This is a genomic window from Phytohabitans kaempferiae (assembly GCF_042433955.1).
In the GTDB taxonomy this organism is placed as follows: Bacteria; Actinomycetota; Actinomycetes; order Mycobacteriales; family Micromonosporaceae; genus Phytohabitans; species Phytohabitans kaempferiae.
In genome coordinates this window covers 55,361-71,915 of record NZ_JBHLUH010000049.1, presented here as the reverse complement: position 1 = coordinate 71,915, position 16,555 = coordinate 55,361, and the positions used below count along the sequence as shown (strand labels likewise).

At 72.4% G+C, this 16,555-nt stretch carries 12 protein-coding genes; 2 read left to right on the top strand and 10 right to left on the bottom strand.

Annotated features, from left to right (window positions below; genetic code table 11):
• Window positions 1–34: 34 nt before the first annotated feature.
• The 10 genes from ACFFIA_RS23575 to ACFFIA_RS23530 all read right to left on the bottom strand — a co-directional run bounded on the left by ACFFIA_RS23575 (window position 35) and on the right by ACFFIA_RS23530 (window position 14,586).
• The gene (locus ACFFIA_RS23575; RefSeq protein WP_377253811.1) at window positions 35–1,348 is read right to left on the bottom strand and encodes an ABC transporter ATP-binding protein; all 1,314 of its coding nucleotides are present in this window, start codon (window positions 1,346–1,348) and stop codon (window positions 35–37) included.
• A 94-nt stretch (window positions 1,349–1,442) separates the two neighbouring features.
• Window positions 1,443–3,032, bottom strand: coding sequence for an Os1348 family NHLP clan protein (locus ACFFIA_RS23570; protein WP_377253809.1), 1,590 nt, complete (start codon window positions 3,030–3,032; stop codon window positions 1,443–1,445).
• A gap of 309 nt (window positions 3,033–3,341) precedes the next feature.
• A complete protein-coding gene (locus ACFFIA_RS23565) occupies window positions 3,342–6,764 on the bottom strand; it encodes a cyclic nucleotide-binding protein (RefSeq protein WP_377253807.1) in 3,423 nt (1,140 codons plus the stop codon).
• A gap of 249 nt (window positions 6,765–7,013) precedes the next feature.
• A complete protein-coding gene (locus ACFFIA_RS23560; RefSeq protein ID WP_377253805.1) occupies window positions 7,014–8,666 on the bottom strand; it encodes a S1C family serine protease in 1,653 nt (550 codons plus the stop codon).
• A 214-nt stretch (window positions 8,667–8,880) separates the two neighbouring features.
• A complete protein-coding gene (locus ACFFIA_RS23555) occupies window positions 8,881–10,437 on the bottom strand; it encodes a sensor histidine kinase (RefSeq protein ID WP_377253803.1) in 1,557 nt (518 codons plus the stop codon).
• Window positions 10,438–10,634: 197 nt separating this feature from the next.
• On the bottom strand, window positions 10,635–11,336 hold the full coding sequence (locus ACFFIA_RS23550; protein ID WP_173056366.1) for a response regulator transcription factor: 702 nt from the start codon (window positions 11,334–11,336) through the stop codon (window positions 10,635–10,637).
• An 89-nt stretch (window positions 11,337–11,425) separates the two neighbouring features.
• A complete protein-coding gene (locus tag ACFFIA_RS23545; protein ID WP_377253801.1) occupies window positions 11,426–12,055 on the bottom strand; it encodes a PadR family transcriptional regulator in 630 nt (209 codons plus the stop codon).
• Window positions 12,052–12,897: a DUF4097 family beta strand repeat-containing protein gene (locus tag ACFFIA_RS23540; protein WP_377253799.1), complete on the bottom strand. Its 846-nt coding sequence runs from the start codon at window positions 12,895–12,897 to the stop codon at window positions 12,052–12,054. Before ACFFIA_RS23540 ends, ACFFIA_RS23545 begins: the two co-directional genes overlap by 4 nt.
• Window positions 12,898–12,973: 76 nt before the next feature.
• Complete coding sequence (locus tag ACFFIA_RS23535; RefSeq protein WP_377253797.1) at window positions 12,974–13,804, bottom strand: lysophospholipid acyltransferase family protein; 831 nt, start codon at window positions 13,802–13,804, stop codon at window positions 12,974–12,976.
• On the bottom strand, window positions 13,801–14,586 hold the full coding sequence (locus ACFFIA_RS23530; RefSeq protein ID WP_377253795.1) for a GNAT family N-acetyltransferase: 786 nt from the start codon (window positions 14,584–14,586) through the stop codon (window positions 13,801–13,803). The genes ACFFIA_RS23535 and ACFFIA_RS23530 overlap by 4 nt, the downstream gene beginning before the upstream one ends.
• A gap of 205 nt (window positions 14,587–14,791) precedes the next feature.
• On the opposite strand from ACFFIA_RS23530, the gene ACFFIA_RS23525 reads away from it, so the two are divergent.
• Entirely contained in the window at window positions 14,792–15,703 is a 912-nt protein-coding gene (locus tag ACFFIA_RS23525) for an ABC transporter ATP-binding protein (protein ID WP_377253793.1), read from the top strand.
• Complete coding sequence (locus ACFFIA_RS23520; protein ID WP_377253791.1) at window positions 15,700–16,530, top strand: ABC transporter permease; 831 nt, start codon at window positions 15,700–15,702, stop codon at window positions 16,528–16,530. The genes ACFFIA_RS23525 and ACFFIA_RS23520 overlap by 4 nt, the downstream gene beginning before the upstream one ends.
• The last annotated feature ends 25 nt before the right edge of the window (window positions 16,531–16,555 follow it).

The following is a 16,555-nucleotide window of genomic DNA, read 5'->3' as shown; positions in this document are numbered from 1 at the left end:
TGGTCGCGGGTCTGGTGGTGGTGCGGCGCGGTGGTCAGGCGATGCGGATGCGGTTGCCGCCTCGGTCGAAGAGGAGCAGCTTGTCGAGGTCGATCCGCACCGTCATCGGCTCTCCCCGCCGGGGCAGGATCGGGGCGGGCACGCGCACCACCACGTCCCCCAGCGGCGGCTGATCCTCCAGCTCGGCGTCGTAGACCGGATAGAAGCCGTACTCCGTGCGGGCGGTCGCCGGAAGCGCCTCCTGCCGGGAGTGCGGCATCATGCGGGCCAGCGCCTGCCGGAAAGGGCTGCCCACCGGTGGATCCTCGGCGATCACGTCGGCGAGGTGCTGGCCGGTGTCGGGGTACTCGAGCTGCGACTCGGCGACCGACGTGGGCACGATGCCGGTGTCGAGGTGCACGAGCGCCTCGTGGCCGAGGTTTTCCACCAGCCGCACCGACCCGCGCAGCACCGGCCCCTCGCCCGCGCCGTCGGGCACGGGCCGCAGCGCGTCGGCGCGCATGGCCACGGTCACCCGGTCGTTGTGGTGGCGGGCGAGCGCCTCGTTGGGCGGCAGCTCCAGCAACTGCGAGCCGAGGTCGACGACCGTACGCTCGGGCTCGATGTAGATGGCCCCCTGGAGCAGGTTGGTGCGGGGCGTGCCGATGAACGCGGCGACGAAGAGCGTGGCCGGGTCGCCGTACACCTCGGCGGGCGGGCCGACCTGCTGGAGCACGCCGCGGCGCAGCACCGCCACGCGGTCGGCCATCGTCATCGCCTCGGTCTGGTCGTGCGTGACGTAGAGCGTGGTGACCCCGAGGCGGCGGGCGAGCGCGGCCACGTCGGCACGGAGCTCCGCCCGCAGGCCAGCGTCGAGATTGGACAGTGGCTCGTCGAGCAGGAACGCCCGCGGCTCGCGCACGATCGCCCGCGCCATCGCCACACGCTGCCGCTGGCCGCCGGAGAGGTGACCGGGCAGGCGGTGGAGCAGGTCGGTCACGCCGAGGTGCTCGGCCACCTCGGCGACCCGCACCTCGGTCGGAGTGGATGCCTGGTGGCCGGCGCGCAGCGGGAAGCCGATGTTTTGCGCGACCGTCAGGTGTGGATAGAGCGCGTAGTCCTGGAACACCATCGCCACCTGCCGCTGCTTGGCGGTGAGGCGGTCGACCACCTCGCCATCGATCAGCACGTGGCCGCGGGTCTCCTCCTCCAGCCCGGCGACGAGGCGGAGGAGCGTGGACTTGCCGCAGCCGGTCGGCCCGAGCAGCACCAGGAACTCACCGGACGCAGCCTCGATGGTCACCTCGTCGACCGCGACGGTGCCGTCAGGAAACACCTTTGTCAGCCGGTCGGTGGCTATGGCGACCATGCGACCCACCTCCCATGCCCCATCGTGGTGGGAGAGGTGGCATCCGCGCTAGGGCCAACGCGGTGGGCGGTAGGTGACCATCGCCGGATGACCATCAATACATGCGAAGATGCCGAGCTATCGATGCCAAGTCGACTGCGCCCTCCGCTTTTCCGTCACCCGGCGCTCCTCCCTCGCCCGGCGTTTTCTCGTCGCCCGGCGTTTTCTCGTCGCCCGGCCCGGCCTCGGCGGCCTCTGGTGCCTCGTTGACGACCGTGCGGTCCAGCCAACCGTCGCCGTCGTCGTCGTACCGAGTGCGCTCGAAGTGCCCGTCGCCGTCCTTGTCGTAGTCGGCGGACTCCACATGCCCATCGCCGTCGAGGTCGTGGCCGATGATGTCGACCCGCCCGTCGCCGTCGCGGTCGACCAGGATGTCCACCCCACCGTCGGCCCGGCCGCGCAGGATGTGCTCGTCGTCGCGGCCGTCGCCGTCGAGGTCGAGGCCCGCGTGGTACCCCTCGGGAATCGGATGGTCGCCACCAGGCCCCTGGACAGAGGCGCCACCGGGCGGCGCGGCGTGCGTCCAGCCTGGTGAGCCTGCCTGGGTACCGCCTGGCGGCTCGACCAGCGCACCGCCCGGCGTGGGCGCGTCACCGATCTGGTCACCGAAGCCGCCGAGGCCACCGCCCTGGTGCAGCCCGCCCGGAAACAGCTGACCCACCGGCCCGGCCCCCTGCGCCGGCGGCCATCCCCCGCCCGGCAGTGCGCCTCCCTCAGCCGGCAGTGCGCCTCCCCCGGCAGGCCCGAGGCCACCTTGCCCCGGCACGCTGGGCACCGCCCCGAAGCCGGCACTGCCCGATGTGCCCGGCGGCACGCCGATCCCGGCGCCGTCCGGCGCTCCCCAGGCGCCTGGCGCCGCACCTGGCTCTCCCGGCGAAGCGGGCGCTGCTCCCGGCGCACCTGGCGCTCCCGGTGGGCCTGACGCCGCGCCTGGCGGTCCCGCCGCACCTGGTGCACCTGGCGCCGTCCCGAAGCCGTCTGTGCCCGCCGGCCCGAAGCCCGCGTGGCCTCCAGCGCCTGGCGCCGCCCCGAAACCGGCCTGTCCCGGAAGCCCTTCCCGCGGCCCGAAGCCGGGCGGCCCGCCCACGCCCTCGCGCGGCCCGAAGCCCTCCTGGCCGACGCGCCCCCCGAAGCCGGACTGGCCGGGCACGCCCTGATGCGACCCGAACGCGGACTGGCCGGCGTGTCCCTCGAAGCCGGACCGGCCGCTGTGTCCCTCGAAGCCGGACTGATCGGGGACGCCCTGGCGCGGTCCGAAGCCCTCGACCGGCTGGGGGATCTGGCTGCCGACGCCCGCGTCCGCCGGAAGGCCGCCACCGCTGCCGCCGGTGCCAGCCCCACTCGCGGCGGCACCGCTCCCGGTGACGGGCGTGCCGCCTCCGCCGGACAGGTTGTCGGCGATGCCCGGCAGCGCGCCCGCGATGCCGACCAGCGGCGAGAGCATGCCGAAGAGGCTCGACTGGTTGGTGCGCACCTCGACCGCGCGCTGCCCGCCCGCGTCGCCGCCCACCTGGCTGTGCAGCAGCTCGATCTCGTCCGGCTCGAGCTGGTAGCCTGCCAGCGCCGCGGCCGGGTCAGCCGCCAGCGCCGCCGCGAACGCCTGGTCGGTGACCAGCCGCTCCAGCACGACATCGAAGTCGCTCATGCTGGTCACCGTAGCCCGAAACGGCAACGACAGGCATCGTCAGGTCAGGCACGTCTCATCACCGGGCCTGCTTGAGCGGTGAATCAGTCCAGCTCGGGCATGGGTACGGGCTGGGGGCGCGGACGGCAGGTGCCGCACTGGAGGGCATCCTCCACCACGAGCCCTTCGGCGCGACGCCGCGACTCGGAGCGGTGCACCTCCAGGAGGTACGGCCCGAAGCGCGCGTGATCCTCGCAAATCCCGCGCCCGCAGAACCGGCATCCCCCACGTGCCGCCTTAGCGCAAAACCAACAAAGCACCCATGTCTCCTCAGCCGATGATGATGCAGCTAACCGTGTCTTGGCCGGAACCCGCGTTCTTTGCCTCGTCCGTTGCCGTGACGGTGATGACGACCGTGGACGCCTCCTGCCGGCCGGCTTCTGGCGGCAGGACGAAGCTGCCCTTGAACCCAGCGCCGTTCCCGGACAGGGCTATCGATCCGGTGAGATCACCAATCCTCCACGATCCCCCCTGCACCAGGATCTGACTTGGGTTGCTCACGTCGTCCTGGGCTGAGCCGGTGACGCTGATGGTCTCATCCGAGCCGCAGAAGACCTGGCCCGGCTGGGCATCGACGGCCACGGTCGGCCTTGTCGTGTCACCCGGACTCGGCGTCCCAGAAGGCGGCGGAGGGCTCGTCGTCGGAGGGGGTGGAGTGGTGCGGCCGGGCGTTGTCGGGGGGACGCTGGGAGTCCTGGGGACGGCGGTGGTCGGGGGAACGCCGGGCGTCGTCGGGTCCGTACCCGGGTCGGTGGGATCGACCGGCTCCTCCTCGCCCTCCGTCGGGCTGGCCGACGGCGAAGGCGTGGCGGACGGCGTCGGCGTCTCCTCCGGCACCAGCGACTCGGACGGCGACGGGCTGTCCGATGGCGTTCCCGCCGGCGGCCGCACGGCCACGCCGTCGCCGCAGGTCAACGGCTGATTTGTCACGGGCTGGCGGTCGCCGTCGACGTTGACCCGGCCATCGGAGACGACGGTGTCGCCGGAGGTCACCGAGTACCAGGCCGGACCGTCGTTGACGACCCGCGTGGCGTCGCTCCCGATCTCCAGCGCCAGCGGCGCGAAGGCCCCGCTCGTCGATGCCGTGTCGGCCAGTACGCGCCCGCTGTTGAGCGTGAGCGTGCCGTGCGGCTCGACCTGCCGGCGGCCGGTGCTCCAGAGCGGGCCGACGTCGGTGCGGGTCTCGCCGCAGAGTACGAGCGCGGCCCCGCCCCGGAAGGTCAGGCGCCCCGTGGACCGGCTCTGCACGCGGATGTCGCTGCCCTCGGCGACGTACAGGCGGTCGCCCTGATCGAGCGTCACCGTGCGCCCGTCGAGCGTGGCGATGACCCGCCCCCGTTCGGCGCTCAGCAGTGCCTTGTCGCCGGGCATCTCGGCCCACGCCGGCCCGGGGACGAGGTTGGCCACGCCACTGCCGATCGCCAGCAGCAGGAAGAGCAGGACCAGCCACCACAGGCGGCGCTCGAACCGCCGGTCCACCTCCTCGTCAGCGGGCGGCGGCGGGCCGGGCGGCGAGGCGAGGGGCGGATAGTCGGAAGTGGGGTGTACACCGGCGGCCGGTGCGGACTGCCCCCGCACGATCGGGGCGGGCTCGGCGGCCGCGCCGGCCGGGGAGGCGCCGAGCAGCAGTGGCAGGCCGGATACGGCGGGGATGGTCCAGAGGCGGACGTGCGTGCGTGCGTACGCGACGGGCTCGTCCATGTGCTGGCCCATCGGGCCGATCATGGTGCCCCGGCGCAGCTCGGTGCCGTCCGGCAGGATGACCACGCCGGTGGCGATCACCAGCGCGGCATGCGCGGCGGGCAGGACCACCGGCGCACTGGGCTCCAGCGCGATCGGGCGGGCCTGCGCGATCAGCCCGATCTTCTCCTCGGCCGGCAGCCCGTCGAGCGCCGGTGTGTCGGCGAAGAGCGCCTCGGCCTCGGCCCGGTCGGCCGGAGGTGGCCCGGGCAGCCGCCCGACGGCGGTGGCGACGAGCCCCGGCGGTACGGCGAGCAGCGTCGTGCCGGCCGTGTGCCAGGCGAGCGCGGCCGGCGAGCCGGTGACCGCGGCGGCCAGCCCGATCACGCCGCCCTTGCCGAGCCGCTCGCGTACGGTGCCGGCCGGGTCGCCGGGGCGCCGGCCCTCCATCGCGCCGTCGACCACGACGTACACGGCGGGCTGGGCCGCGCCGGCGAACACGAGCTGCTCGCCGGTGCGCGGATGTACCCAGGTGGCGTGGGTCGCGAGGTGGGTGAGCCGGTCGAGCGGCAGGCGGCCCAGCGCGGAGGCGCGCAGCGCGTCGAGGCGGCGGGGCAGGTCGGTGGCGGCACGCCGCTCGGCGGCCCGGCGGCGCAACCGGCGCCACGTGCGGCCGATCCAGCCGGCGAGCAGGTAGACCAGCGGCGCGGCCAGCCCCACCACGACCGCGAAGAGCAGCAGCCGGGCCGGCCAGCCGGAGTGCCACAGCCCGGTTATCAGCCCCTCGACCCGGTCGGTCCAGATCCGCCAGCCCAGGTTGACGGCGATGACCAGCCAGAGCACGGCGAGCGTGCCGTACAGGGCGACGATCCGCCCTTCCCGGTCGAGCTGCGACCACGACGGTGGACGGCGGCGGAGGCGGGCCACCACGTACGCGAGGCCGCGGGCGCGCAGGTTGGCGATCTCCAGCCAGTCCATCAGGAAGTAGTAGCCGTCGAGCGCCAGGAAAGGGTTGAGGTTGAAGAGCGCGTTCAGGTACCAGGCGAAGGCCAGCTTGAACGCCCACGGCGCCGCCTCGGGCACCAGCAGCCCGACGATCTGGGCGAGGCCGGCGAGGACGAGGCCGGCCGCCGGCCCGGAGGCGGTGGCGAGCATGCGGGCCCGCCGCCCGGCCATCCACACGTCGGTGGTGTCCACGAAGATCGACGGGATGCCGAAGTAGACCAGGAACCCGGCCGCCGGCACGCGCCGCCCGGCGTGCTTGGTGGCGAGCGCGTGCCCCAGCTCGTGGCTGGCGAGCGCGACCACGTTGAGCGCGAGCAGCACGGCGGCGCCGGCAGCATACGAACCACCGGTCAGGAAGACGGCCTGCCCGCCGCGGAACCAGGTCCACGCGAAGAGGACCAGGCCGAGCGCGGCGACCACGCCCAGCACGAACGCGGCGGGCCGGGTGAAGAGGACCCGCCCGCCGGCCCGGTAGAGGAAGCTGACCAGCGGGTCGATGTCGGCGAGCACCATCCGGCGGCCGCGCACGACCGCGAGCAGCCCGCGCCCGACCCGCACCGGCCAGGGGCGGCGGGCCACCGAGTCGAGCGGGCGGAACGCGTCGAGCGGCAGCTCGGCGAGCATCCGGTTGCCGGCGAGGTCGGCGACGACGCGGGTCACCTGGTCGGGCGCCAGCCGCCCGCTGATCCGGGCGAAGTCGGCGACCAGCCGCGCGACAGTACGTGTGCCGTCCATGAGCTGCGCGAGCTGCCACTCCTCCGGCGAGAGGCGCAGGTAGCAGGCCGCGCCGCGATCGTCCGGCGAGCGGAGCATCACGTACGGCACCTCGCGCACGTTGACCAGCTCGACATCCTCGATGCCGAGCCGCAGCACCGGCTTCGCGCGCGCGGGATTGAGCCGCTCGACCACCGCGGCCCACAGCCCCGGGTCTCCCGGACCGGCCGGCCGCCCCGGTGCCCGGCCGGCAAGCGCCTCCCAGACACTCAACCGGGTCTCTACGACCGTCACTCTGCCCCTCCCCCAGGTTGCGGGATGCAGAGTAGGGCTCAGACATAGACCAACGGGAGAGCCAGTCCGCTACCTGACAACACCCGTACAGCCATTTCAGCGCAGAGTGACCAGGCGAAAGCGGGTACAGCATCGAGCGGCGGGCGACGTGGCCAACCCCCGAGGTCCACGTCGCCCGCCGCTCTTTGGGGAGGAGGCGGAGTGTCGTTGTGCGACACTGGCCCGCCCGTCGTGCGCCGGTACTGCTTGTTAGGACGCTTCAGCGAGCGTCGCGGTTGCCGTCTGCTCCTGACCATTTCTTGTGTACGTGATCCGCACCTGGTCACCGACCTTGCCGGCCTGTACCGCCGCCACGAGGTCGTCGGAGTCGCTGATGTCCTTGTCGCCGAGCTTCTTGACCACGTCGCCCTGCTGGAGGCCGGCCTTCGCGGCGGGGCTGTTCTCGGTGACCGAGACGATCAGCGCGCCGCCGCCTTCCGCGTCGTTGACCGAGACGCCGAGCGAGGGGTGGCTGACCTTCTCGCCGTTGCGGAGGGCGTCCGCCACCGTCTTGGCCTTGTTGCTCGGGATGGCGAAGCCGACGCCGATGTTGCCCGAGCCCTGCCCGGCGGTGAGGATCGCCGTGTTGATGCCGATCACCTCGCCGCGCGTGTTGACCAGGGCGCCGCCGGAGTTGCCCGGGTTGATCGGTGCGTCGGTCTGGATCAGGCCGGAGATCGAGCTCACCCCGCGCTGCTGGGAGAACGGGTCCTGCTGCTCGCCGCCGGTCTGGATGTTGCGGTCCTTGGCGCTGACGATGCCCGAGGTCACCGAGCCCTCCAGGCCAAGAGGGCTGCCGATCGCGAGCACGGTGTCACCGACCTGCATCCCGTCGCTGTCGCCGAACTTCGCCGCGGTGAGGCCCGAGACACCGTCCGCCTTGATCACGGCGAGGTCGGTGCGGGGATCGGTGCCCACGACGCTGGCGCGCGCCGTCTTGCCGTCGGAGAAGACGACGCTGAGGTTGCCGCCCCGCGCACCTTCCACGACGTGGTTGTTGGTGAGCACGTAGCCGTCTTCGCTCATCACCACACCGGAGCCCCCGGCGTTGCCCGCGTCGATGGAGACGACGCTCCCGGAGACCTGGGCGGCGATGCCGGGCAGGTCGGCCTGGCTGATGACCGGTGCCGCGGAGTACGTGCGGTTGATCGTCGGGCCGGACTCGCCGAACGCCGTGGCGATCGCGCCACCGACGAGGCCCGAGCCGGCCATCAGCACCAGAGCGGCGACGCCGAGCAGCGCGTACCGCCCGAAGCGGCTGGGGCGCTGCTGGTGCGGGTGCACGCCGGGCGGCTGTGCCCACACCGGTGCCTGACCGGGAGGGTACGGACCGTAGTGCGGGGCACCACCGCTCGCCGGCGGCACCGAGCCGGGCGCCGCCGAGCCGGAGACCGGGCCGTGCGCGGACGGCAGGCCACCTGCGGGCGCGGCCGAGGTGGGCACGTGCGGGCCGGAGACCGGCGCGTACGGGCCGGCCGGGGCGGGACCGGGCTGGGGCACGGCACCGCCGGCGTAGCCCGCGTTGCCCGGCCAGGTCGGCTGGTGCACACGGTCGGGGTGCTGCCACGGGCTGGGCGCCGGCGCGTACGGCCCGGGCGGCGGCGCGGCGTGCGGAGGCACCGGCGGCGTCGCGGGCGCCCCACCGGCCGGAGTCGCGGGCGGCGCGGGCGGGGTCACCGGCGCGGTCGCGGGCGGCCCGGCCGGAGCCGCCGGCGCGGCGGGCGGGGTGGCCGGCATCTGCTGGGTCTGGTCAGCCGAGTCGGCCTGCTCCCGTGCCGCGGCTGGCGGCTCGGGGGTCGGCTGCGACGGCTCGGCATCGGGGCCGGCCGGCTGCCCCTGCGGGTTGCTCTCGCGGTCGCTCATGCCCGTCCTCGCTTCGCTGCGGGCGGGCACGAGGCTCCCCACCCACTGAGTTTGATGATCCGCTCGCTCATGACAATCCTCGATCCGCGGCGGGCGGCCATGAGGCACCAACCGCGCACTGCTCAATGATTCGCTCGCTGCGCTCGCTCATGACATTTACTTTCCCCGTTGGCTCTTCAACGCTCCTGAAACCGCACTGAAGGTTCCCTGTGAATCACTCGCCGTCGTCGGACGCCAACGCCTCGCTGTCTTCCGGTGCCAACGGGAGGCGTACCCGGAAGGTCGCGCCTTTATCCGGAGCCGAGTCGACTTCGACGGTGCCGTTGTGCGCGGCCACCAGCGCGGCGACGATCGCCAGGCCCAGGCCGCTGCCGGCGGCGCCGTCGGCCCGCCTCGTGCGGGCGGCGTCGGCGCGGTAGAAGCGCTCGAAGACCCGGTCGGCCTGCTCGGGCGAGAGGCCCGGCCCGGTGTCGGCCACCTCGATCACCGCCCGCCCCTCCCGCGCGCCGAGCGGCTCGGAGCGCAGGCGGAGGAAGATGGACGCGGTCGGCGGCGTGTGCGTGAGCGCGTTGGTCATCAGGTTGCTGATCACCTGGCGCAGCCGGCCGTCGTCGCCGAGCACGACCAGCGGCCCGGCGCCGGGCGTGACCTCCAGCCGGATGTCGCGCTCGGGCGCCACCGCGCGAGCGGCCTGCACCGCGTCGGCGGCGAGCACGGGCAGCTCCACCGGGGCCAGCTCCACCGGGCGCTCGCGGTCGAGCCGGGCCAGGAGCAGCAGGTCCTGGACGAGCAGGCCCATACGGGACGCTTCGTCTTCGATCCGGCGCACGATCCGGGCGACGTCTTCCGGTGTGCTCGCGGCCCCCTGCCGGTAGAGCTCGGCGAAGCCCCTGATCGTGGTCAGCGGGGTCCGCAACTCGTGCGAGGCGTCGGCGACGAACTGCCGCATCCGCTCCTCCGAGCGGCGGGCCCGCGCCTCGGACGCCTGGGCCGCGAAGGCGGCGTCGCGGGCGGCCATCTCCGCGGAGCGGGCAGCGGACTCGGAGGCGGCACGCGCGGTGAACGCGGACTCGATCTGCGTCAGCATCGCGTTGAGCGCGCGCGACAGCCGCCCTAGCTCGGTCTGTGGCTCTTCCTCCCCCGGCTCGGGGTCGGGGACACGGCGAGTGAGATCGCCGCCGGCGATCGCGGCGGCGGTGCGTTCGATCTCGATCAGGGGCCCCAGGCTGCTGCGGACGATCGCCGCGCCGATCGTCGCCAGCAGGATCAGCACGGCCCCGCCGACCAGCGCGTCGACCCAGATCAGCCGGGTGACCGCCTCGTCGACGTCGACGAGGCTCTGCGCCACCGCGATCAGGTAGCCGTTTGGCAGCTGGGTGACCAGGACCCGCCACCGCACGCGCGGGTCAGCCGCCTTGACCGTGTAGGGCTCGTCGACGTGCTCCTTGAACCCCGCGTAGTCGGTGGGCAACGGGGGCAACTGGCTTGCTTTGAGCAGGCTGGAGACTTCGGACATCTTGACCGTATCGGGCGTGGCGGTCGCGACGAGGATATCGGCGGTGATACCGACGTAGACGTCCTTTCCGCTCATCACCGACGTGGCGGCCGCGTTGGTCAGCGTGTTGAGCTCACTGTCGACCTTGTCGATCAGGTAGCTGCGCAGGGCGAGCGCACTGCCGATGCTGATCACGAGGAGGGCCACGCCGACCAGGACGAGCACCGAGGTCACAAGCTTGACGCGCAGCGGGACGCGCCGGACCAGCTTCATCATGCTCGGCCACCTCAGGCCTGTCTCGTGGGTCGTCGACCGGCTGCGCCGGGCCTAGGACGGCTGTGCCGGGCCCAGGTGGCGCCAGCCGGCGCCGGACCGCCGTCTGGATCTCGCCTCGCGCCCACCAGTCCCAGAGGGCAGACCCTGGTCAACGAGGCGGAAGCGTCGCGCGGTCGAGGCTGAAGGCAGCTCACCGCTCAGGTCGCCGGCTTTCGCAACACGTAGCCCACGCCGCGGAGCGTGTGGATCAGGCGCGGCTGGGTCGTGTCAACCTTACGACGCAGGTAGGAGATGTAGGACTCGACGATGTTGTCATCGCCGCGGAAGTCGTAATTCCACACGTGGTCGAGGATCTGCGCCTTGGAGAGCACGCGGTTGGCATTGAGCATCAGGTAGCGCAGCAGCTTGAACTCGGTGGGCGAGAGCTGGATGCGCTGACCGGCACGGTAGACCTCGTGCGTCTCCTCGTCGAGCTCCAGGTCGGCGAAGGTGAGGCGGGAGGGCGACTGGTCGCCGGCGGTCGTGCGCCGCAGCACCGCCCGGATGCGGGCGGTCAACTCCTCCAGGCTGAACGGCTTGGTGACGTAGTCGTCGCCACCGAGCGTGAGGCCACGGATCTTGTCGTCGGTGGCGTCGCGGGCGGTGAGGAAGACCACCGGCGTGCGCGTGCCGCTCTCTCGCATCAACCGGATGACCTCGAAGCCGTCGAGGTCGGGCAGCATGACGTCGAGCACGACCAGGTCGGGACGCCGATCCTTCGCCGCGTTGACCGCCGCGCTGCCGCTCGTCGCGGTCGACACGTCGAACCCGGCGAAGCGCAGGCTGGCGGAGAGCAGCTCGAGGATGTTGGGATCGTCCTCGACGACGAGCAGTCTCGCCTCAGTCTGCGGTGCGGCCATACCAGACATCATTCCCCTCGGCGCTGGGCCGTGACTGGGGAGTGGCTGAGAAGAACCTGAGAGTAGCCACGAGGCCACCCTGACCGGCGTCATCTGCGGAACAGGCGTCGCAATGTCACCAGCGAGGCGTCGAGTACCCGGGTCGCCGTGCGCGCCTGGCCGTCGGTGAGCCGGGCATCGCGCACGAGCTGGCGCACCTCGGCCGCGAACGCCTCGATCCGCTTTTCCAGGTCGTCCATCGCGCTTTCGGAGGCCGGGGCGCCGTTGCCGGTGGACCGCCCGGTCGCCCACTGGAACTCCCACGTGTAGTCGCGGCGGCCGCGCCGAGTCTCCCGGGCCGCCTCGTTGAGCTCCCGCTTGAGGTCGCGCACCGAGCCGCGCACCTCATCCTGGATCTCGTTGGCCAGTGTGGCGAGGTCTTCCACCGAGGCGCGGATGTCGGACTCCAGCGCGGCCAGCTCGGCGGCCCGCTGCCGCAGCTCGGCGCGGCCGGCGTCGGTGATCTCGTACACCTTCCGGCCGCCGGCCGCGGTGTGCGAGACCAGCCCCTCGGCCTCCATCCGCTGGAGGCGGGGGTAGATGGTGCCGGCACTCGGCGCGTACAGCCCCAGGAAGCGATTTTCCAGCAGCCGGATCAGCTCGTATCCGTGCTTGGGGCCCTCGTCGAGCAGCTTGAGCAGGTAGAGCCGGAGCCGCCCGTGGCTGAACACGGCAGTCATATCGCGGCATCCTCGGGCTCGGCTTCATCAGGGTCGGGCGCGGGTCTGGAGAGCAGCGCGATGCTGCCGGACGTGGTGCTCGCCCACAGCTTCCCCTCGCCGGCACCGAGCACGCCCTGGGCATCCTTGACCCACGGCGGGCCCTCACCGGCACGCAGGCCGGGGAAGGCGCTGGTGATGCGCCCAGAGGCGGTGTGCAGGTGGACGGCGAGGTCGCTGTCTTCGCGCACGCGCACGGTCACGCTACCCGACGTGGCGCCGAGCCGGATCTCGCTGTGCCGGGGGTTGTCCAGGTCGCAGGTGATCGAACCGGAGACGGTGCGGGCGTGCACCCGCTCGGCCTGGCTGTCGGCCAGGATCAGCTCACCGGAGACGGTCTCCATGGTCAGGTCGCCGGCCATCCCGAGCGCCTCGACCGGGCCGGACACCAGCTTCGCCACCGTGCGACCGCCGAGGCCCATCAGCGTGACGCGGCCGGAGGTCATCTCGACGACCGTCTCCTGCCGCAGCCCCGAGGCGATCACCGTGCCGTCGATCAGGTGCAGGTCGACCCGGGCGTCGACCGGCACGGCCACCGAGACGTCGACCCGGTGCAACCAGCCGAACTGGATCAGCCAGAGCAGGAAGCCCTGCCACGAGGGGATCCGCTCGTGCCGCACCGTGAGCCGGCCCTCGCTCTCCTCCACGATGATCGGCTTGCCCCCGGCGTTGGCGATCTCGACGCGCGCGGGCCCATCGGTGCCGACCACGTTGAGCCGGCCGGAGATGAGGTGAACGTCGAGCCGGGTCACCGGCTCCTCGAAGCTGAGTCGCCGGGGAGAGTCGATGGTCCAGGTGGGCATGCGACTCAGCCTAACGCGATACATCGCGATAGGCCAGAGCCCCGAAACGCGATACGACCGGCCCGGCCCGGACAGGCTAGGCCGCGAGCCCCATCGCGCGCTGGTACACCGGTCCCTCGGTGCGCACCGCCGCCTCGGCCACGCGGGCCAACTGCTTCCGGGTCGCGACCGCCTCGGGGTGCAGCGCGGGCGTCGCGGTCACCGATACCACCAGCCGCGGGACGGCCAGCACGCGGCGCAGCGAGACCCACAGGCTGTCGTCGCCCAGGAACGCGACGGTCGTCGGCCGCTTGCCGTAACTGATCGCGACCGGCACCACCTGCGCGCCGGCGTCCAGCGCCGCCTGGAACATCGCCGGGCGGAAGCGGCCGGTCATCACGCCGCACCAGGTCGTACCCTCCGGAAAGACCGCGACCACCCCACCACCGCGCAGCGCCGAGGCCACCTCGGCCACCGTGCCCGGCAGCGCCCGCGGGCGGCCGCGGTCCACGAAGATCGTGCCGGCCGACGCCGCCAGCCATCCGATCACCGGCCACGCCCGCACGTCGTGCTTCGCCAGCATGCGGGCCGGGGCGACCGCGAGCACCGCCACGATGTCCAGCCACGAGATGTGGTTCGCCACCAGCAGCGCCTTCGCCGTGGGCAGCCGCCCCTTCGTGACCAGCCGCACCTCCAGGGCCGCCAGGATCGACCGGGCCCAGGCCCGCGCGGCGGCGCGGCGTCCACGCGCGTTCAGCAGCGGGAGTACGGGCAGCAACGCCAGCCCGCCGACAAGTGCGCCGACGAGGGCGAAGAAGCGGGCGACCTGCCGCACCCGCGAGACGCGCGGACTCGCCTCGGGGCCGGGCAGGCACTCCGGCCCGCAGTCCGACCGCGGCTGCCAGAGCGTACTGGCCATCGTGGTCACCGCAGGTCCCCGAGGAAGTGCTTCAGGTAGCGCGGGTCGACCCGGTCGAGCGAGAGCAGCACGTACAGGTCGGCCACCCCGAAGTCCGGGTCGTACGCCGGCTCGCCGCAGATCCACGCGCCCAGGCGCAGGTAGCCGCGGAGCAGCGGCGGCACCGCGGCCCGCCCGGTGTGCGCGGCGACCGCCTCGGCGGCGCCCGGCTCGGCCAGCCACGGGCGGCGCGGGCGTACCCGCAGCGCGGGCGGCGACAGGTGCTTGGCGCGGACCAGGTCCCACACGCCGGCCGTCATCTCCGGGCCCTGCGCCACCGGCACCGAGGCGCAGCCGCCCAGCCAGCGCAGGTTCTTGAGGTGCAGGTACCGGGCGATGCCGGCCCACATCAGGTTGATCACCGCGCCGGTGCGGTGGTCGGGGTGCACGCACGAGCGCCCGGTCTCCACGAGGTGGTCGCGGAGCGGGTTCAACGCGCTCATGTCGAACTCGGTGTCCGAGTACCGGCGGCCGGCCCGCGCCGCGGACTGGGGCGGGAGCATCCGGTACGTGCCGACGACAGCCCCCGTCGAGTCCTCGCGCACGATGAGGTGGTCGCAGAACTCGTCGAACTCGTCCACGTCGAGCCCGGAGCCGGCGGCGGGCAGGTGCGCGCCCAGTTCCGCGGCGAAGACGTCGTAGCGCAGCCGCTGTGCGGCGGCGACCTCCGCGCCGTCATCGGCGATCAGCAGCGAGTATCCGCTGGTGCCGGTGGACCCCGCGGATGCGGCGCTGGTGAGGAGTACAGCCATGCTCCCTGTGTAAACATCCACGGTGATCAGGGAGTATCCCGAGCGTGTCTCACGCGTGGCGCTTATCTGGAATGTGCTACCTAGCCCTCTCACCTCGCCCGACACTCGCCGCTCCAGAACGCGCCGGGATTGAAAATCCTCTGCTCAACCGTCACCCTGTGTGCGCGCGGCGCGGGCTTCGCGCCCTGCTCACGGGAGGAGAGAGATGTCTGACGGACAGATTGTCGTGTCCGGCCTGACGAAGCACTATAAAACCGTCAGAGCGGTCGACAACTTGTCGTTCACCGTCGAGCCCGGGCGCGTGACGGGCTTCCTCGGCCCGAACGGCGCGGGGAAGACGACCACGCTTCGCATGCTGCTCAACCTCGTCACGCCCACCGCCGGCACCGCCACGATCAGTGGCCAGCGGTACGCGGACCTGAAGGACCCGCTACGCAACGTGGGCGCGGTGCTGGAGGCCTCCAGCGCGCACAAGGGCCGCACCGGCATCAACCATCTGCGGGTGATCTGCGCGGCCGCCGGCTTCCCGCGCCATCGGGCCGACGAGGTGCTGGCCATGGTCGGCCTGACCCCGGCGGCCAAGCGCAAGTTCAAGGGCTACTCGCTGGGCATGCGCCAGCGGCTCGGCATCGCGGCCGCGATGCTCGGCGATCCGAAGGTGCTGGTGCTCGACGAGCCGGCCAACGGCCTCGACCCCGAGGGCATCCGATGGATGCGTGACCTGCTCAAGATGCTCGCCTCGCAGGGACGCACGGTGCTCGTCTCCAGCCACCTGCTCTCCGAGATGCAGCTACTCGCCGACGATGTGGTGATCATCGCGGCCGGCAAGCTGATCCGTCAGGGCACGGTCGCCCAGGTGATGGGCTCAATGGCGCACAGCTCGCAGGTACGGGTCCGCACGCCGCAGGCGGACGAGCTGACCGCCGCCCTCACCGCGGAGAACGCCACCGTCACCCCGGATGGCGAGGGCGCCCTGCTGGTCGCCGGAATCGACGCGCCGGGCGTGGGGCGGGCCGCCCTCAAGGCCGGTGTCGAGCTGCACGAGCTGACCCTCGAACGGCCCGACCTGGAGCGCGTGTTCCTGGAGCTCACCGCGGGAAAGGCGGCCATCCGATGAACCTCGTCCGCAGCGAGTTCCTGAAGATCCGTACGACCAACGCGTGGTGGCTCTTCGGGCTCGGCGCGTTCGTCATGCTCGCGCTGACCTTCCTGGTCAACGCGGTCGGCGCGCACTTCTCGCTGAACGAGCCGACGCCCGAGGGCATGACGCCGCAGGACACGGCCACCTTCGAGGCCACGCGGGACGTGGTCTACCAGGCGGCCAACCTGTACACCTCGGGGCAGTTCTTCGGGCTGCTCTTCGTACTGCTGCTCGGCATCGTGGTGATCACCAGCGAGTTCCAGCACCAGACGGTGACCACCACGTTCCTCACCACGCCGCACCGCACCGCGGTGATCCTCGCCAAGCTCGTCGCCGCGGCCCTCGCCGGCGCCGGGTTCTGGCTGGTCACCACCGCGCTCAACGTCCCGGCGACGATCATCTTCCTGAACACGCAGGACCTCTCCAGCCAGCTCGGCGAGTGGGCGGTGATCCGGTCGATCCTGCTCAACCTGCTCGCGTACGTGCTGTGGGGCATCCTCGGCGTCGGCTTCGGCGTGCTGATCCGCAGCCAGATCGGCGCGACCGTGACGGCGGTGGCGCTCTACCTGCTGGGCACGGCGGCCGGCGCGATCTTCTTCACGCTGTTCGCCACCTGGCTCGACGCGGACTGGATCCAGGACCTGCAGTACGGCCTGCCGTCCATCGCGTCCGGCCTGATGGTCAGCGGCACCAACCTTCCCGGCCAACCCGTCTTCTGGGTCGGGGCGGTGATCCTCGTCGCTTGGGCGGCCATCACGGGCACGATTGGCACCTTGATCACCCGTACGCGCGACGTCTCGTAGTCACTTTCGGGGCGCTCCGTTACCA